This is a genomic window from Enterobacter cloacae complex sp. 309I3 (assembly GCF_050031595.1).
GTDB classification, from domain to species: domain Bacteria; phylum Pseudomonadota; class Gammaproteobacteria; order Enterobacterales; family Enterobacteriaceae; genus Enterobacter; species Enterobacter cloacae.
Window position 1 is genome coordinate 4930218 of sequence record NZ_JBLGWI010000001.1, and the last position, 17047, is coordinate 4947264.

Annotated in this window: 16 protein-coding genes and 2 pseudogenes; 8 read left to right on the top strand and 10 right to left on the bottom strand. The window is 54.6% G+C overall.

Going from position 1 to position 17047, the window contains the following annotated elements:
* The first annotated feature begins 66 nt into the window (after positions 1-66).
* From glmU to phoU, 7 genes are all read left to right on the top strand, one after another.
* Positions 67-1437, top strand: a complete 1371-nt coding sequence (gene glmU, locus ACQG22_RS23585; RefSeq protein ID WP_045293067.1) for a bifunctional UDP-N-acetylglucosamine diphosphorylase/glucosamine-1-phosphate N-acetyltransferase GlmU — start codon at positions 67-69, stop codon at positions 1435-1437.
* A gap of 237 nt (positions 1438-1674) precedes the next feature.
* Positions 1675-3504 carry a glutamine--fructose-6-phosphate transaminase (isomerizing) gene (glmS, locus tag ACQG22_RS23590; protein WP_020690250.1) on the top strand — a complete coding sequence of 610 codons (1830 nt, stop codon included), beginning with the start codon at positions 1675-1677 and terminating at the stop codon, positions 3502-3504.
* Between the two features lie 322 nt (positions 3505-3826).
* Positions 3827-4867, top strand: a complete 1041-nt coding sequence (pstS, locus tag ACQG22_RS23595) for a phosphate ABC transporter substrate-binding protein PstS (protein ID WP_013099410.1) — start codon at positions 3827-3829, stop codon at positions 4865-4867.
* 127 nt (positions 4868-4994) lie between these two features.
* Positions 4995-5954, top strand: a complete 960-nt coding sequence (gene pstC / locus ACQG22_RS23600) for a phosphate ABC transporter permease PstC (protein ID WP_013099411.1) — start codon at positions 4995-4997, stop codon at positions 5952-5954.
* Entirely contained in the window at positions 5954-6844 is an 891-nt protein-coding gene (pstA, locus tag ACQG22_RS23605; RefSeq protein ID WP_013099412.1) for a phosphate ABC transporter permease PstA, read from the top strand. Before pstC ends, pstA begins: the two co-directional genes overlap by 1 nt.
* Positions 6845-6891: 47 nt before the next feature.
* Positions 6892-7665, top strand: coding sequence for a phosphate ABC transporter ATP-binding protein PstB (gene pstB, locus ACQG22_RS23610; RefSeq protein WP_008500183.1), 774 nt, complete (start codon positions 6892-6894; stop codon positions 7663-7665).
* Positions 7666-7679: 14 nt separating this feature from the next.
* On the top strand, positions 7680-8405 hold the full coding sequence (phoU, locus tag ACQG22_RS23615) for a phosphate signaling complex protein PhoU (RefSeq protein WP_008500182.1): 726 nt from the start codon (positions 7680-7682) through the stop codon (positions 8403-8405).
* Between the two features lie 50 nt (positions 8406-8455).
* Here phoU and yieH read toward each other — a convergent pair whose 3' ends face one another.
* Positions 8456-9121, bottom strand: coding sequence for a 6-phosphogluconate phosphatase (gene yieH, locus ACQG22_RS23620; protein ID WP_013099413.1), 666 nt, complete (start codon positions 9119-9121; stop codon positions 8456-8458).
* A 165-nt stretch (positions 9122-9286) separates the two neighbouring features.
* Between yieH and adeP the strand changes: the two genes are divergently transcribed.
* The gene (adeP, locus tag ACQG22_RS23625; protein WP_023621401.1) at positions 9287-10624 is read left to right on the top strand and encodes an adenine permease AdeP; all 1338 of its coding nucleotides are present in this window, start codon (positions 9287-9289) and stop codon (positions 10622-10624) included.
* A gap of 61 nt (positions 10625-10685) precedes the next feature.
* On the opposite strand, the gene ACQG22_RS23630 is transcribed toward adeP, so the two are convergent.
* The 9 genes and pseudogenes from ACQG22_RS23630 to rpmH all read right to left on the bottom strand — a co-directional run bounded on the left by ACQG22_RS23630 (position 10686) and on the right by rpmH (position 16410).
* The gene (locus ACQG22_RS23630; protein ID WP_013099415.1) at positions 10686-11252 is read right to left on the bottom strand and encodes an NADPH-dependent FMN reductase; all 567 of its coding nucleotides are present in this window, start codon (positions 11250-11252) and stop codon (positions 10686-10688) included.
* 36 nt (positions 11253-11288) lie between these two features.
* The gene (locus ACQG22_RS23635) at positions 11289-12035 is read right to left on the bottom strand and encodes a 4'-phosphopantetheinyl transferase family protein (RefSeq protein ID WP_013099416.1); all 747 of its coding nucleotides are present in this window, start codon (positions 12033-12035) and stop codon (positions 11289-11291) included.
* 149 nt (positions 12036-12184) lie between these two features.
* Positions 12185-12265, bottom strand: a pseudogene (locus tag ACQG22_RS23640) (hypothetical protein); the annotation flags it as partial.
* A 60-nt stretch (positions 12266-12325) separates the two neighbouring features.
* Positions 12326-12493 (bottom strand): annotated as a pseudogene (locus ACQG22_RS23645) (multidrug transporter subunit MdtL); the annotation flags it as partial.
* A gap of 99 nt (positions 12494-12592) precedes the next feature.
* Positions 12593-13957, bottom strand: a complete 1365-nt coding sequence (gene mnmE / locus ACQG22_RS23650; protein WP_058678965.1) for a tRNA uridine-5-carboxymethylaminomethyl(34) synthesis GTPase MnmE — start codon at positions 13955-13957, stop codon at positions 12593-12595.
* Positions 13958-14029: 72 nt separating this feature from the next.
* Complete coding sequence (gene yidC, locus ACQG22_RS23655) at positions 14030-15670, bottom strand: membrane protein insertase YidC (RefSeq protein ID WP_020685445.1); 1641 nt, start codon at positions 15668-15670, stop codon at positions 14030-14032.
* Between the two features lie 2 nt (positions 15671-15672).
* Positions 15673-15930 carry a membrane protein insertion efficiency factor YidD gene (yidD, locus tag ACQG22_RS23660; protein WP_001307474.1) on the bottom strand — a complete coding sequence of 86 codons (258 nt, stop codon included), beginning with the start codon at positions 15928-15930 and terminating at the stop codon, positions 15673-15675.
* Positions 15894-16253, bottom strand: coding sequence for a ribonuclease P protein component (gene rnpA, locus ACQG22_RS23665; protein ID WP_028028049.1), 360 nt, complete (start codon positions 16251-16253; stop codon positions 15894-15896). Before rnpA ends, yidD begins: the two co-directional genes overlap by 37 nt.
* Positions 16254-16269: 16 nt before the next feature.
* Positions 16270-16410 (bottom strand): 50S ribosomal protein L34, encoded by a 141-nt coding sequence (gene rpmH / locus ACQG22_RS23670; RefSeq protein ID WP_000831330.1) that lies wholly within the window; start codon positions 16408-16410, stop codon positions 16270-16272.
* Positions 16411-17047: the final 637 nt, after the last annotated feature.

Here is a 17047-nt window from a genome sequence, read left to right on the forward strand (position 1 = left end):
AAAAAGATGTAGAATTTTAAGCACCAAACGTTTTTACTTCTCACTCAAACTACCGTCAGGATGCGTATGTCAAACAGTGCGATGAGCGTGGTGATCCTTGCCGCAGGCAAAGGTACCCGCATGTATTCCGATCTGCCTAAAGTGCTTCATACACTGGCAGGAAAGCCAATGGTGCAGCATGTTATTGATGCAGCAAATGAATTGGGCGCTCGCCAGGTTCACTTGGTCTATGGCCACGGCGGCGATCTGCTTAAAAAAACGCTGAGCGATGACAAGCTCAACTGGGTGCTTCAGGCTGAACAGCTGGGAACCGGCCACGCAATGCAGCAGGCAGCACCGTTCTTTGCCGATGACGAAGACATTCTGATGCTCTACGGCGATGTTCCGCTGATCTCCATCGACACATTGACTCGCCTGCGTGAAGCCAAACCGCAGGGCGGTATCGGTTTATTAACCGTCGTGCTGGACGATCCGACCGGCTACGGCCGCATCACCCGTGAAAACGGCAACGTCACGGGTATCGTTGAACATAAAGACGCCAGCGAAGCACAGCGCCAGATTCAGGAGATCAACACCGGTATCCTGATGGCTAACGGCGCGGACATGAAGCGCTGGCTGTCTAAGCTCAACAACAACAACGCGCAGGGTGAATACTACATCACCGACATCATTGCGATGGCGTACCAGGAAGGGCGTGAGATTGCGGCGGTTCACCCGGCGCGTATCAGCGAAACCGAAGGGGTGAATAACCGCCTTCAGCTTTCCCGTCTGGAGCGTGTTTATCAGTCCGAACAGGCCGAAAAACTGCTGCTGGCCGGCGTGATGCTGCGCGATCCGGCGCGTTTCGATCTGCGTGGAACGTTAACGCACGGGCGCGACGTTGAAATTGATACTAACGTTATCCTGGAAGGTAACGTCACGCTGGGTAACCGCGTCAAAATTGGTGCGGGCTGTGTGATTAAAAACAGCATCATCGGTGATGATTGCGAAATTAGCCCATACAGCGTGGTGGAAGATGCCCGTCTTGACGCAGCGTGCACTATTGGGCCGTTCGCGCGTCTGCGCCCGGGGGCTGAGCTGCTGGAAGGCTCACATGTTGGAAACTTCGTTGAGATGAAAAAAGCGCGTCTGGGTAAAGGCTCTAAAGCCGGTCATTTGACCTATCTGGGCGATGCGGAAATTGGCGACAACGTGAATATTGGCGCAGGAACGATTACCTGCAACTATGACGGCGCGAATAAGTTTAAAACCATCATCGGTGATGATGTGTTTGTCGGTTCCGACACTCAGCTGGTGGCGCCTGTTACCGTGGGTAACGGCGTAACGATTGCCGCCGGGACAACCGTTACGCGCGATATCGCCGATAACGAACTGGTATTAAGCCGTGTGCCGCAGGTGCACAAGCAGGGCTGGAAACGCCCGGTGAAGAAGAAGTAACGGATTTACCCCTCACCCTAACCCTCTCCCCAAAGGGAGAGGGGATCGTTCGGTGCGGTGTTTTTCTCCCTCGCCCCTTTGGGGAGAGGGCCGGGGTGAGGGGATAACATAATCCTCCCCCCACAAGCAATACCCATAACAATAACCCCACTCTCTACAAGGCTCGGGGCGCCCGGAAAGGGCAAATACAGGTCAGCGACAACGCATGGCATAACGCCATAATCAGGAAATCTAACTATGTGTGGAATTGTTGGCGCAGTTGCGCAGCGTGATATTGCTGAAATCCTTCTCGAAGGTTTACGTCGTCTGGAATACCGTGGCTACGACTCTGCCGGTCTGGCAGTGGTGGATGCAGAAGGTCATATGACCCGTCTGCGTCGCCTCGGTAAAGTGCAGATGCTGGCCCAGGCCGCGGAAGAACATCCGCTGCACGGTGGCACCGGTATTGCGCATACCCGCTGGGCGACACACGGCGAACCGTCTGAAGGCAACGCGCACCCGCATGTGTCTGAACACATCGTGGTCGTGCATAACGGCATTATCGAAAACCACGAACCGCTGCGCGAAGAACTGAAAGCGCGCGGCTATACCTTCGTTTCTGAAACCGATACCGAAGTGATTGCGCACCTGGTGCACTGGGAGCTGGCACAGGGCGGCACGCTACGTGACGCGGTGCTGCGCGCAATCCCACAGCTGCGCGGTGCGTACGGTACGGTGATCATGGACTCCCGCGATCCGTCCACCCTGCTGGCGGCGCGTTCCGGTAGTCCAATGGTTATCGGTATGGGCATGGGCGAAAACTTTATCGCTTCTGACCAACTGGCGCTCCTGCCGGTCACCCGCCGCTTTATCTTCCTGGAAGAGGGTGATATCGCAGAAGTGACTCGCCGCAGCGTGACGGTATTCGATACCAAAGGCGAGCAGGTGAAGCGCCCTGAAATTGAATCCAATCTGCAGTACGACGCGGGCGACAAAGGCGCTTACCGTCACTACATGCAGAAAGAGATTTACGAGCAGCCAAACGCCATCAAAAACACCCTGACCGGTCGTATCAGCCACGGCGAAGTGGACCTGAGCGAACTGGGTGCCAACGCAAACGAGCTGCTCAGCAAGGTTGAGCACATTCAGATTGTGGCCTGCGGTACCTCCTACAACTCCGGGATGGTCTCTCGCTACTGGTTTGAGTCGCTGGCTGGCGTGCCGTGCGATGTGGAAATCGCCTCTGAATTCCGCTATCGCAAATCCGCCGTGCGCCGTAACAGCCTGATGATCACCCTTTCTCAGTCTGGCGAAACGGCAGATACCCTGGCGGCGCTGCGTCTCTCTAAAGAGCTGGGTTACCTGGGATCGCTGGCTATCTGTAACGTGCCGGGCTCATCGCTGGTGCGTGAATCCGATCTGGCTCTGATGACCAAAGCGGGCACTGAAATCGGCGTGGCCTCCACCAAAGCGTTTACCACGCAGCTGACGGTTCTGCTGATGCTGGTGGCGAAACTGGCGCGTCTGAAAGGGCTGGATGCTTCTGTTGAGCATGACATTGTTCATGGTCTGCAGGCGCTGCCAAGCCGTATTGAGCAGATGTTGTCTCAGGATAAGCGCATTGAAGCCCTGGCTGAAGATTTCTCTGACAAGCACCACGCCCTGTTCCTCGGCCGTGGCGACCAGTACCCCATTGCGCTGGAAGGCGCGCTGAAGCTGAAAGAGATCTCCTACATTCACGCTGAAGCCTACGCGGCAGGCGAGCTAAAACACGGCCCGCTGGCGCTGATTGACGCGGATATGCCGGTTATCGTTGTGGCACCTAACAACGAACTGCTGGAAAAACTGAAGTCCAACATTGAAGAAGTTCGCGCCCGCGGTGGTGTGCTGTACGTCTTCGCTGATAAGGACGCCGGTTTTGCCAGCAGCGACAACATGCATATCATCGAGATGCCGCATGTAGAAGAGGTTATTGCCCCTATCTTCTACACCGTGCCGCTGCAGTTACTGGCTTACCACGTTGCGCTGATCAAAGGCACCGACGTTGACCAGCCGCGTAACCTGGCGAAATCGGTCACCGTAGAATAATCCCTCCAGGCTCCACCTTCGGGTGGAGCTTTTTTACCCTGCCTGGTTTGTTTTTAATCAACGCATTCGCGTTTTTATTTATGACAATCTGTCATCTTCAGCTACTTTTTTCAGTGTCACATAAAGAAAATATTTCTGAAAAGTTGTTGTCATGATAGTGGCTAACATGATGATAAATAAGAAATCTTTCTCTGGTTTTTAAGCTAAATTTCCATTGTCATAAAACTGTCATAATTCGTACATTTATCTGTCACCTGTTTGTCCTATTTTGCTCATCGTAGCCACTTAAACAATGATTTACGAAATCCTTGCAGGAGACATTATGAAAGTTATGCGTACCACTGTCGCAACTGTTGTCGCCGCGACCTTATCTCTGAGCGCTTTCTCTGTATTCGCAGAAGCAAGCCTGACTGGCGCTGGTGCAACCTTCCCTGCGCCGGTGTATGCCAAATGGGCGGATACCTACCAGAAAGAAACCGGTAACAAGGTTAACTATCAGGGTATCGGCTCCTCCGGTGGCGTGAAACAAATTACCGCAAACACCGTTGATTTCGGCGCATCCGACGCTCCGCTGTCTGATGACAAACTGGCTCAGGAAGGCCTGTTCCAGTTCCCGACCGTAATCGGTGGTGTGGTTCTGGCGATCAACCTGCCGGGCGTGAAGTCGGGTGAGCTGGTGCTGGACGGCAAAACCCTGGGTGATATCTACCTGGGCAAAATCAAAAAATGGGATGACGAAGCCATCGCTAAGCTCAACCCTGGCCTGAAGCTGCCTTCTCAGAACATCGCCGTGGTTCGCCGCGCGGATGGTTCTGGTACCTCTTTCGTCTTCACCAGCTACCTGGCGAAGGTGAACGAAGAGTGGAAATCTAAAGTCGGTTCCGGCTCTACCGTTAACTGGCCAACCGGTCTGGGCGGTAAAGGGAACGACGGTATCGCCGCGTTCGTACAGCGTCTGCCAGGTTCTATCGGTTACGTAGAATATGCATACGCCAAGCAGAACAACCTGTCCTACACCAAACTGGTTTCTGCTGATGGCAAACCTGTCAGCCCGACTGAAGAGAACTTTGCCAACGCTGCAAAAGGCGCTGACTGGAGCAAATCCTTCGCTCAGGACCTGACTAACCAGAAAGGTGAAGACGCGTGGCCAATCACCTCTACCACCTTCATTCTGGTTCACAAAGAGCAGAAGAAACCTGAGCAGGGTGCAGAAGTGCTGAAGTTCTTCGACTGGGCATACAAAAACGGCGGCAAACAGGCTAATGACCTGGATTACGCCAGCCTGCCAGACAGCGTGGTTGAGCAGATTCGTGCTGCATGGAAAACCAACGTGAAAGACAGCAGCGGTAAAGCGCTGTACTAACAGGATATATTTAACGAAGATGGCGGGTGGCGCTACGCTTACCCGCCCTACGGTTAACGCTGTAGGCCCGGTAAGCGTCAGCGCCACCGGGCATATTCGTAAAACGTCTCAAACAGAAGAGTAATTTATGGCTGCAACCAAGCCTGCATTTAACCCTCCGGGTAAAAAAGGTGACATGATTTTCAGCGCGCTGGTAAAACTGGCTGCGCTGATTGTGCTATTGCTGCTGGGCGGCATTATCGTGTCTCTGATTTTCTCCTCCTGGCCGAGCATTCAGAAATTCGGTTTCTCCTTCCTGTGGACCAAAGAGTGGGACGCGCCGAATGATATCTACGGTGCGCTGGTGCCGATTTACGGCACGCTGGTCACCTCGTTCATCGCCCTGCTGATTGCAGTTCCGGTAAGCTTTGGTATCGCCCTGTTCCTGACGGAACTGGCACCGGGCTGGCTGCGACGCCCGCTGGGTATCGCCATTGAACTGCTGGCGGCCATTCCAAGTATCGTGTACGGCATGTGGGGTCTGTTTATCTTTGCGCCACTGTTTGCCACGTATTTCCAGGAGCCGGTGGGTAATGTTCTTTCCGCTATTCCGTTTGTGGGGGCGCTGTTCTCCGGCCCGGCATTCGGTATCGGTATTCTGGCGGCTGGTGTGATCCTCGCCATCATGATTATTCCGTACATTGCGGCAGTTATGCGCGATGTGTTCGAACAAACCCCGGTGATGATGAAAGAGTCGGCTTACGGCATTGGCTGCACCACCTGGGAAGTGATCTGGCGTATCGTTCTTCCGTTCACCAAAAATGGGGTGATTGGGGGTGTGATGCTGGGCTTAGGGCGTGCGTTGGGTGAGACCATGGCGGTGACCTTTATCATCGGTAACACCTACCAGCTCGACAGTGCTTCGCTCTATATGCCGGGCAACAGTATTACCTCCGCACTGGCAAACGAGTTCGCCGAAGCGGAATCCGGGCTGCACGTGGCGGCGCTGATGGAGCTGGGTCTGATCCTGTTCGTGATTACCTTCATCGTACTGGCGATCTCCAAGCTGATGATCCTGCGTCTCGCGAAAAATGAGGGGGCACGCTAATGGCAACTCTCGAAATGCAAAGCCCTGCTCAGCTTGCGGAATCCCGCCGCAAAATGCAGGCGAAGCGTCGTTTTAAAAACCGTATCGCGCTGACGCTCTCGATGGCGACGATGGCATTCGGTCTGTTCTGGCTGATCTGGATCCTCTTCTCTACCGTGGTTCGCGGTATCGACGGCATGTCTCTGGCGCTGTTCACCGAAATGACGCCTCCGCCGAACACGGCGGGTGGTGGACTGGCGAACGCCCTGGCAGGCAGCGGATTGCTGATCCTGTGGGCGACGGTATTCGGTACGCCGCTTGGCATCATGGCGGGTATCTATCTGGCGGAATATGGCCGTAAATCCTGGCTCGCAGAAGTGATTCGTTTCATTAACGACATTCTGCTCTCTGCGCCGTCTATTGTGGTGGGTCTGTTTGTTTACACCATTGTTGTGGCACAAATGGAACACTTCTCCGGCTGGGCGGGTGTGATTGCGCTGGCGCTGCTGCAGGTGCCTATCGTCATTCGTACCACCGAGAACATGCTCAAACTGGTGCCGGACAGTCTGCGTGAAGCGGCGTATGCGCTGGGTACACCAAAGTGGAAAATGATCTCCGCGATTACGCTTAAAGCCTCTGTCTCCGGGATCATGACCGGTATTCTGCTGGCCATTGCCCGTATCGCGGGTGAAACGGCACCGCTGCTGTTTACCGCCCTCTCCAACCAGTTCTGGAGCACGGACATGATGCAGCCGATCGCCAACCTGCCGGTGACGATCTTTAAATTTGCGATGAGCCCATTCGCGGAATGGCAGCAGCTGGCCTGGGCCGGGGTGCTGATCATCACCCTTTGCGTATTGTTGCTGAACATTCTGGCGCGCGTCATTTTCGCGAAGAAGAAACACGGTTAAATTTTTACGGCGCGGCAGCTCGCGGCGCCGAATGAGGAAATGAGTCAATGAGTATGGTTGATACTGCCCCGGGTAAGATTCAGGTTCGTGATTTGAACTTCTACTACGGCAAATTCCATGCCCTGAAGAATATCAACCTGGATATCGCGAAGAACCAGGTAACGGCATTCATCGGTCCGTCCGGCTGTGGTAAATCCACGCTGCTGCGCACCTTTAACAAAATGTACTCGCTCTATCCAGAGCAGCGTGCCGAAGGCGAAATCATCCTGGACGGTGAAAACATTCTGACCCAGGCTCAGGACATCGCCCTGCTGCGCGCGAAAGTGGGCATGGTTTTCCAGAAACCGACGCCGTTCCCGATGTCGATATACGACAACATCGCGTTTGGCGTACGCCTGTTTGAAAAGCTCTCCCGTGCCGATATGGACGAGCGCGTGCAGTGGGCGTTGACCAAGGCCGCATTATGGAACGAAACCAAAGATAAGTTGCACCAGAGCGGTTACTCTCTCTCCGGCGGGCAGCAGCAGCGTCTGTGCATTGCGCGTGGAATCGCGATCCGCCCGGAAGTGCTGCTGCTGGATGAGCCGTGTTCAGCGCTGGACCCGATCTCCACCGGTCGTATCGAAGAGCTGATCACCGAGCTGAAGCAGGATTACACCGTGGTTATCGTGACCCACAACATGCAGCAGGCTGCGCGTTGCTCCGACCACACGGCATTTATGTACCTGGGCGAGTTGATTGAGTTCAGTAACACGGACGATCTGTTCACCAAGCCCGCTAAAAAGCAAACAGAAGACTATATCACCGGTCGTTACGGTTGATTCAGGAGCGCGCTATGGACAATCTCAATCTTAATAAACACATTTCCGGCCAGTTCAATGCAGAGCTGGAAAGTATTCGCACTCAGGTCATGACCATGGGTGGCATGGTCGAGCAACAGCTTTCTGATGCGATCACGGCGATGCATAACCAGGACAGCGAACTGGCGAAGCGCGTTATCGAAGGCGATAAAAACGTCAACATGATGGAAGTGGCGATTGACGAAGCGTGTGTGCGCATCATTGCCAAGCGTCAGCCGACGGCGAGCGACCTGCGTCTGGTGATGGCCATCATCAAAACCATCGCCGAGCTGGAACGTATCGGTGACGTTGCGGATAAAATCTGCCGCACCGCGCTGGAGAAATTCTCTCAGCAGCACCAGCCGTTGCTGGTGAGCCTGGAGTCGCTGGGCCGCCACACGGTGCAGATGCTGCACGACGTGCTGGATGCCTTTGCGCGTATGGATCTGGATGAAGCGGTACGTATCTACCGTGAAGACAAGAAAGTCGACCAGGAGTATGAAGGCATCGTGCGCCAGCTGATGACCTACATGATGGAAGATTCACGTACGATCCCAAGCGTACTGACCGCCCTGTTCTGCGCGCGCTCTATCGAGCGTATCGGCGACCGCTGCCAGAACATTTGCGAATACATTTTCTACTTCGTGAAAGGTCAGGACTTCCGTCACGTGGGCGGCGACGAGCTGGACAAGCTGCTGGCGGGTAAAGATCCGAAAGAGTAATCAGTGGTTAAAATGCCCGGTGGCGCTGCGCTTACCGGGCCTACAAAAACCTATCGTGTAATATTCCACCCGCGCGCCTTCCACAATTCCGGCAACTGCGCCAGATCGGTAAAGGTCGTCACTTTTGGATGATCGATCGGCTTGTTGTGCGGGTCGGCACAGAAATAAAACACTTCCATTCCTGCATCAATGCCCGACTGCGCGCCCGCGGACGAGTCATCCACCAGAATACAGTTCTCTACGTTGACGTTCATCGCGTTTGCCGCATGGAACATCAGCGCAGGATCTGGCTTCCAGCGTTGAATATCGTAGCCGCTGAACAATTTTTCCGGGAAGTGGTGCAGCATCTCAAGCTTACCCAGCGAGTGCTGCATTTTGCTGACCGGTCCGTTAGACACCACGCAGATCGGTACCGTCATGGCATCCAGCAGCGCGTTTGCGCCAGCAATGACCTCCAGCTCAGAATCGAACAGGCGTGCGACCTCGGCGCGGTACACCGGTTCCAGATCCGTTTTCGCCAGATCCACACCGTGTTCGGCGTTAATGATGTCGATGATCTCGTACAGTTTCACGCCCTTAAAGCGTTTGAACACCTCGTCGAGATCGAGCGTAATACCAAATTCCTGGAACATGGCGACATACGCGCGGGAACAAATGACCTCACTGTCGACCAGCGTACCGTCGCAGTCGAAAAATACCGCTTCAATTCCGGACATGCCTTTCCCTTTTTACAAGTTTAACGTTTACGTACTGCAGTTCAACGAGACGCAATCGTTGCCGTATAAGCAAAATCAATGAAAAAAGTATCTCGTAACCGCCACTATTGTCGCATTTTGGTATAGGATAGCGACGAATTTTCCCTCCTTGTTCGGAAATTGATGATGAGTCAACAACACACAACCCAGACATCGGGTCAGGGTCTGCTTGAGCGCGTGTTTAAACTGCGCGAGCACGGCACAACGGCACGCACCGAAGTGATCGCCGGTTTTACCACCTTCCTGACGATGGTCTATATCGTTTTTGTTAACCCACAAATTCTGGGCGTTGCTGGCATGGATACCAGCGCCGTCTTCGTGACTACTTGCCTGATCGCTGCACTTGGCAGCATTCTGATGGGCGTGTTTGCTAACCTGCCGGTCGCACTGGCCCCGGCGATGGGTCTTAACGCATTCTTTGCGTTCGTGGTGGTTCAGGCGATGGGGCTGCCGTGGCAAGTCGGCATGGGCGCTATCTTCTGGGGCGCGGTTGGTCTGCTGCTGCTGACTATTTTCCGCGTGCGTTACTGGATGATTGCTAACATTCCTGTCAGCCTGCGCGTGGGTATCACCAGCGGTATCGGTCTGTTCATCGGTATGATGGGGCTGAAAAATGCCGGTGTTATCGTCGCTAACCCGGAGACGTTGGTCAGCATCGGTCACCTGACCTCCCATAACGTGCTGCTGGGCGTGCTGGGCTTCTTTATCATCGCGATTCTCGCTTCCCGCAATATTCATGCGGCGGTGCTGGTATCCATCGTAGTGACCACCCTGCTGGGCTGGATGCTGGGTGACGTTCACTATAACGGCATTGTCTCCGCACCACCGAGCGTCTCTACCGTTATTGGCCATGTTGATCTGGCGGGTTCCCTGAATCTGGGTCTGGCGGGGGTGATTTTCTCCTTTATGCTGGTGAACCTGTTTGACTCCTCCGGCACGCTAATTGGCGTGACCGACAAAGCGGGCCTGGCGGATGAGAAAGGTAAATTCCCGCGCATGAAGCAGGCGCTGTTTGTGGACAGCATCTCCTCTGTCAGCGGTGCTTTTATCGGGACCTCTTCTGTTACCGCTTACATTGAGTCCTCTTCCGGTGTCTCCGTAGGGGGCCGTACCGGTCTGACCGCGGTAGTGGTGGGTATTCTGTTCCTGCTGGTGATCTTCCTTTCTCCACTGGCTGGCATGGTTCCACCGTATGCGGCTGCCGGTGCGCTGATTTACGTGGGGGTACTGATGACCTCCAGCCTGTCGCGCGTGAAGTGGGATGATTTAACCGAAGCGGTACCGGCGTTTATTACCGCGGTAATGATGCCGTTCAGTTTCTCTATTACTGAAGGTATCGCGCTGGGCTTTATCTCTTACTGCGTGATGAAGATTGGCACTGGTCGTTTCCGCGACCTCAGCCCGTGCGTCATCATTGTGGCGCTGCTGTTTGTGCTGAAGATTGTGTTTATCGACGCGAAATAAACATGTTTGCACCCTCTCCCGTGGGAGAGGGCTGGGGTGAGGGCATCAGCCCGCACCTCACTTAAGCCTTCACCCTCTTGATATAATCCCCAAACGCCGTCAGTTGGCCAGAGAGATGGTCACGCGTGCTCTGATCCACCACTTCACCCGTCTGCGGGTCGACTTTATTCTGAATCACACCACCCATAAATTCCGGCTTGTTCATGACCATTGCATCCAGGAATACCAGGATCTGGCGCAGGTGATACTGGCAGCGCGCACCGCCAATGGCACCCATTGAACTGGTCTGAATCAGCACCGGCTTACCGGAAAGCGGCTGCTCCGGCAGGCGGGATAGCCAGTCAATTGCGTTTTTCAGACCACCCGGAACCGAGTAGTTATACTCTGGCGTCACAATCACGACCCCGTCAGCCTGGCGAATCTGCTCGGCCAGCGCTTCGACGCTCTGCGGAAAGCCTTCTTCCTGCTGCACGTCCGCATCGTAAAGGGGAATGTCACCAATGGACGGCAGGGCGCTAATCTCCATACCCGCCGGAGCCAACTGTGGCAGCGTACGGGCAACCATCCCGTTAAATGAACCTTTGCGCAGGCTTCCCAGTAATGTAACGACTTTCAACGTTTCAGACATGATTACTCCTGTTTCATCATGATGACCCTGAACGGATCAGCTAAGGGTATATGCTTTTTCTGCCGGTAAACTGGTTAATCTCATCAGGCGCGCGGCGGGCTCGTTGGCACGTTCGGGCACATCCGGAAGGCTACTCCATCCCTGTTTACTGTCAAATTCCCAGATTTTCAGCCGTTCAATGGCAGGTGTCACTGCTACAGACCAGATCAGTACGTCCTCAACATCGCTGAGCGCTTCTACCAGCGCGGCTTGCGTGGAGCGCAGGCGTCCGGAGCCCGGCAGGAGTTGCAGCTGACTGGCATCGTCTGACGCGCAACCACAGAGCTTACGAATGCTCTGACGCAAGGTGATAAGCTGAGCCCGGGCTTCAGTGGGATCGTTCTGGTTGCGCACCCATAGCTGTTCATTGCTGGAGAGCGGGTAATCATCATGCGGGCTGGCGCCGTGAAAACCGCGTGTCGCGCGCTGAAGCTCCATATCCAGCCCGCAATCGCCTTCGGTGGTGAGTGCCACGCCAATAATATTGCCCGTATAGGCAATGGAGAAACGCGGCAGCTCCGGGTCGGCAAAGACCGGACGACCTTCAGGTTGGATGATGATGTCCGGCAGCTCACTGGTGCCGTACAGCATAAACAGCAGTTCAGCAAGAAGCGCCCGGGACGCCAAAAAACGCGACCGACGGTGCTCAGGAAGTTTGAGCGCTTCACTGTGACACGCTGAAGAAATTCTGGCCGATACGAGACGACCTTCTGTCAGTATCCCTCTTGCAAAGTGCGTAGCCATTTTTCGCTCCTTGATAATGGTCGTAGTCGGTTAAACGGTTACATCATTATCGCTTAACTCAACTCCTGTTTTAATCAGTAAATGATAGTAAGAAAAGGCTGAGGACCGAACTTTACATTTTCTTAGGCGAAAATTGGATTGCTGACACCCTATAACGCCTTGATGGTCTCGCGTAGCCAGAGGATTTTCGGATTATGGCTGTTCCGTTTATGCCAGATCAGCGTGAAGGGCTGGAGGACCATAAGTAAAGGGATGCAGAGCATGCTACAGCCAATCAGAATCCCGATCAGCATATTGAGCGCAAACGGCGTCAAGAACGAGACCGCCATGCTGACCATCGTGGAATACTGCTCGCGATTAAAACCCATGGTTTCCATCAGCAGCACCAGGGAAACGGTTACATAGGTGAGGATCGCCGCCACGCACAGGGTAGCGATCAATAATCGGCTAATAAAAAACGCTTCAGAAACTTTTCGGCCGGATGGCTCTCTTTGAGTACGGCAATCGACTGGACAAGGGTGATTTCCTGGGGGGAAATCACCCTTCAGTAACGGGGGTCACTTACCGATACAGAAGCTCGAGAAGATCCTCCCAAGCAGATCGTCCGACGTAAACTCCCCGGTGATCTCACTCAGATTCTGCTGCGCCAGGCGCAGCTCTTCCGCCAGCAATTCCCCCGCCCATGCGCCAATCAGCTGCGCTTTGCCCTGCTCAAGGTGACGTGCCGCCTCTTCCAGCGCCTGCAGGTGGCGACGCCGCGCCAGGAAGCCGCCTTCCATGCTGGTGTCAAAGCCCATGCTCTGCTTGAGATGGTTACGCAGGTCGTCAACGCCCTCGCCGGTGCGGGCCGACAGACGGATAAGTGAGTGACCATTCACATCGCTGATGCCCAGCGTTTCGCCGGTGACGTCTGCTTTGTTACGCACCACGGTGATCGGCAGTTTAGCTGGCAGACGGGCGATAAAGTCCGGCCAGATCTCCGCCGGGTCTACGGCGTCGGTCGTGGTGCCATCTACCATAAACAGCACACGGTCGGCCTGCTCAATCTCCTGCCAGGCGCGCTCGATACCAATACGCTCCACTTCGTCGCTGGCATCACGCAGACCCGCAGTGTCGATGATATGCAACGGCATGCCGTCGATGTGAATATGCTCGCGCAGCACGTCGCGGGTGGTCCCGGCGATGTCGGTCACGATCGCCGCCTCACGGCCCGCGAGGGCGTTCAGCAGGCTCGATTTACCGGCGTTTGGACGACCCGCGATGACCACCTTCATCCCTTCACGCAGCAGGCTCCCCTGGCGCGCTTCGGCGCGAACGGCATCGAGATCGGCCATCACGTCATTGAGCTGGGCTTCAATTTTACCGTCAGAGAGAAAGTCGATTTCTTCATCCGGGAAGTCAATCGCTGCTTCGACGTAGATCCTGAGGTGAGTAAGTGCTTCCACAAGGTGATTTACGCGTGCGGAAAACACGCCCTGCAACGAGTTCAGAGCAGAGCGAGCCGCCTGTTCAGAGCTGGCGTCGATCAGGTCTGCAATCGCCTCGGCTTGCGCCAGGTCGAGCTTGTCGTTGAGGAAGGCACGTTCGGAGAACTCGCCCGGCTTCGCAATGCGCAGGCCCGGCAGAGTCAGAATACGTTTTAACAGCAGGTCGAGGATGACCGGGCCACCGTGACCCTGCAGCTCCAGCACGTCTTCACCAGTAAAGGAGTTCGGGCCGGGGAACCACAGCGCAATGCCCTGGTCCAGTGGGGTACCGTCGCTGTCTTTAAACGGCAGATAATCAGCGTAGCGCGGCTTTGGCAGTTTACCCAGCACCGCTTCAGCGACCTCGCGCGCCTTCAGGCCGGAGATACGCAAAATGCCTACACCACCGCGTCCCGGTGGGGTTGCCTGGGCGACGATAGTGTCGTTATGGCTCATGGTTGCTCTCGTTCAATACAAATAAAAAAGGCGGTCAATCGACCGCCCTTATTTTAGCGTTAACTTACCGAATCAGGACTTTTTCTTTTCGCGGCTATGCAGGCCACGTTTTTCCAGACCACGGTAAATCAGCTGCTGCTGGATGATGGTCACCAGGTTGCTGACGATATAGTACAGCACCAGACCTGACGGGAACCACAGGAAGAACACGGTGAAGATGACCGGCATAAAGGTCATGATCTTCTGCTGCATCGGGTCGGTCACGGTGGTCGGAGACATCTTCTGGATGAAGAACATCGTCACGCCCATCAGGATCGGCAGGATGTAGTACGGGTCCTGTGCGGACAGGTCATGGATCCACAGGGCGAACGGCGCATGGCGCAGCTCAACGGAACCCATCAGCATGTAGTACAGCGCAAGGAAGATTGGCATCTGAATCAGCAGAGGGAAGCAGCCACCCAGCGGGTTCACTTTCTCTGCTTTATACAGGGCCATCATCTCCTGGCTCTGACGCTGTTTGTCATCGCCCAGACGCTCGCGCATTGCCTGAATCTTCGGCTGCAGCATACGCATCTTCGCCATGGAGGTGTACTGCGCTTTGGTCAGCGGGTACATGATGCCACGTACGATGAAGGTGATAACGATGATGGAGAAGCCCCAGTTACCCAGGAAGCTGTGGATGAACTTCAGCAGCTTGAACAGCGGCTGAGAGATGAACCACAACCAGCCGTAGTCAACGGTCAGATCCAGGTGCGGTGCAACAGCAGCCATTTTGTCCTGGATTTCCGGGCCGACCCACAGGGTGCTTGCCAGCTTACCGGTTTGACCCGGCTGAACCAGAACCGGCTGAGATTTGTAGCCGATAGCCGCAATACCGTTGCCCAGATTCGCGGTGTAGAAGTTATTGGTACCGTCGTTATTTGGGATCCATGCCGTTGCGAAATACTGCTGCAACATTGCCACCCAACCGCCTTTGGAGCTGACGTTCAGGTTTTCGTTATCGGCAATGGTGTCGAATTTGTATTTCTCATACTTCGCGTCAGGCGTGGAGTATGCCGCGCCACGGAAGGTATGCAGCGCAAAGTTGCTGCTTCCGGTGTCACGGTGAGACGGCAGATTGATGGACTGCTTCAGCTGACCAAAGGTCGATACTTCAAGCGGTTTCGCACCGGCGTTCTGTACGCTGTAGCCCACGTTCACTGCATATTCACCGCGTTTCAGGGTGAAGGTTTTAGTGAAGGTGTTGCCTGCCGCGTCGGTGTAGGTCATCGGAATAACGAGTTCGTTCTGGCCATCAGCCAGTACAAAGGTGTCGTTTTCGACGTTGTACAGTGGACGCGCACCGTTAGCCGGGTTATCCGGGCCATCACGACCGGTCAGGCCGCTCTGCGCCTGGTAGATAAACTCTGGCGTGGTTTCCAGTAACTGGAACGGCTCGGTAGACTTCAGCTCTTTCGGGTAGGTCAACAGCAGCGCCTGCTCAACATCACCACCACGGGTGTTGATAGTCAGCTCAAGCACATCGGTCTTAACCGTAATCTGTTTCCCCTGGCCACTGGCCGGTACGCCCTGGTCGGCGGCACTCCCCTGGCTGCTCGTTGTCTGCGTGGTCTGCTGCTGGGGTTGAGGATTTTTATCCTGCTCCCATGCCTGCCAGATCATGAAAGACACGAACAACAAAGCGATGATAAGAAGATTGCGTTGCGAATCCATCGTTAGTGTTCTCTGGTATCAAAGGGTCCTGGGGGGACGGGGTCGTCTCCACCTGGGTGTAAAGGGTGGCATTTTAATACGCGTTTCACCGTCAACCAACTGCCTTTTATCACTCCAAACCTGCGCAATGCCTCAATTCCGTAGCTTGAGCATGTTGGCGTGAAACGGCAGTGTGGCCCGAGTAGCGGACTAATCAGGCGTTGATAGACCCGAATGAGGGCTATCAGGACCCGCGAGCCAGGCGACAGTGGCGGCGCCATAATTTTTCCAACGCTTCCGAGAGAGCACGGTTATCGAGGTCGGCAACCCCTTTTTTCGCCACCACCACGAAATCCATAGAAGGCAGTTCGTGCTGACGTAAACGGAAGCTTTCACGCGTCAGACGTTTAATCCGGTTGCGTTCATGCGCACGCTTAACGTTTTTCTTGGCGACAGTAAGACCGATGCGGGGATGCCCCAGCGAATTTTGGCGGCCGAGGATGGTGATTTGCGGCGTGCCAGCCCGTAGTGGCTGCTGGAAGACGAAAGTGAAATGAGCGGGAGTTAACAAACGTAACTCCCTGGGAAATGCTAGCTTAACCACTCAGGGGTTAGCTTTATTACTTGGAAACGGTCAGACGAGCGCGGCCTTTAGCACGACGACGTGCCAGAACCTGACGACCATTTTTAGTAGCCATACGAGCACGGAAGCCGTGAGAACGGTTGCGCTTCAGTACAGACGGTTGAAAAGTGCGTTTCATGGCGATTTCTACCTAAACTTGAATAAATTCACTGACTTTTGCGTATACCCGAACGAGATTCGAACGACTAACGCCTCAGCGTGGGTGATTAAAGAGGCCGGATTGTAATAATTGTACACTCCGGAGTCAATTCTCTTTCCTTATTTCCCGCGTATTTCCGCACGATTTCGCGTGGAAAATGAGCAACGGACGACGCAGGAAGAAGAGCATCACGCGCCGGGTCGAGGATTATACGGTCTCATCAACAAAGCGCAAGGATCGTCCTGGATCTTCGTTAGATCATTTAAGCAAAAAATTGTCTGTTCTCATTAAATTTTCCAATATGCGGGCTAAATCGTGGGGCACTCCCGCCAGGATCGTTTACACTTACCCGGTTTCGGATCTTCCTGTGGATAAATCGGGAAGAATCTGTGAGAAACAGAAGATCTCTGGCTCAGTTTAGGCTATGATCCGCGGTCCCGATCGGGATCCAGCGATCCTGGCCGGGCATAAACACAATATCGTTCAGGTTGTTTCAACGATGGCGTGTATAACCGCAGATAGCGGTTCGCACATCCCCCTCATTGGGTCATGTCGATGTGCGCCAACAATCATGAATATTCAATAGTTTTCTTTTATTGTTCGAGTGGAGTCCGCC

What these genes read in the sequence shown, in the direction of transcription:
- glmU (WP_045293067.1), top strand. Translation starts at nt 67, where the DNA reads ATGTCAAACAGTGCGATGAGCGTGGTGATCCTTGCCGCAGGCAAAGGT.
- glmS (WP_020690250.1), top strand. Translation starts at nt 1,675, where the DNA reads ATGTGTGGAATTGTTGGCGCAGTTGCGCAGCGTGATATTGCTGAAATC.
- pstS (WP_013099410.1), top strand. Translation starts at nt 3,827, where the DNA reads ATGAAAGTTATGCGTACCACTGTCGCAACTGTTGTCGCCGCGACCTTA.
- pstC (WP_013099411.1), top strand. Translation starts at nt 4,995, where the DNA reads ATGGCTGCAACCAAGCCTGCATTTAACCCTCCGGGTAAAAAAGGTGAC.
- pstA (WP_013099412.1), top strand. Translation starts at nt 5,954, where the DNA reads ATGGCAACTCTCGAAATGCAAAGCCCTGCTCAGCTTGCGGAATCCCGC.
- pstB (WP_008500183.1), top strand. Translation starts at nt 6,892, where the DNA reads ATGAGTATGGTTGATACTGCCCCGGGTAAGATTCAGGTTCGTGATTTG.
- phoU (WP_008500182.1), top strand. Translation starts at nt 7,680, where the DNA reads ATGGACAATCTCAATCTTAATAAACACATTTCCGGCCAGTTCAATGCA.
- yieH (WP_013099413.1), bottom strand. Translation starts at nt 9,121, where the DNA reads ATGTCCGGAATTGAAGCGGTATTTTTCGACTGCGACGGTACGCTGGTC.
- adeP (WP_023621401.1), top strand. Translation starts at nt 9,287, where the DNA reads ATGAGTCAACAACACACAACCCAGACATCGGGTCAGGGTCTGCTTGAG.
- ACQG22_RS23630 (WP_013099415.1), bottom strand. Translation starts at nt 11,252, where the DNA reads ATGTCTGAAACGTTGAAAGTCGTTACATTACTGGGAAGCCTGCGCAAA.
- ACQG22_RS23635 (WP_013099416.1), bottom strand. Translation starts at nt 12,035, where the DNA reads ATGGCTACGCACTTTGCAAGAGGGATACTGACAGAAGGTCGTCTCGTA.
- mnmE (WP_058678965.1), bottom strand. Translation starts at nt 13,957, where the DNA reads ATGAGCCATAACGACACTATCGTCGCCCAGGCAACCCCACCGGGACGC.
- yidC (WP_020685445.1), bottom strand. Translation starts at nt 15,670, where the DNA reads ATGGATTCGCAACGCAATCTTCTTATCATCGCTTTGTTGTTCGTGTCT.
- yidD (WP_001307474.1), bottom strand. Translation starts at nt 15,930, where the DNA reads ATGGCGCCGCCACTGTCGCCTGGCTCGCGGGTCCTGATAGCCCTCATT.
- rpmH (WP_000831330.1), bottom strand. Translation starts at nt 16,410, where the DNA reads ATGAAACGCACTTTTCAACCGTCTGTACTGAAGCGCAACCGTTCTCAC.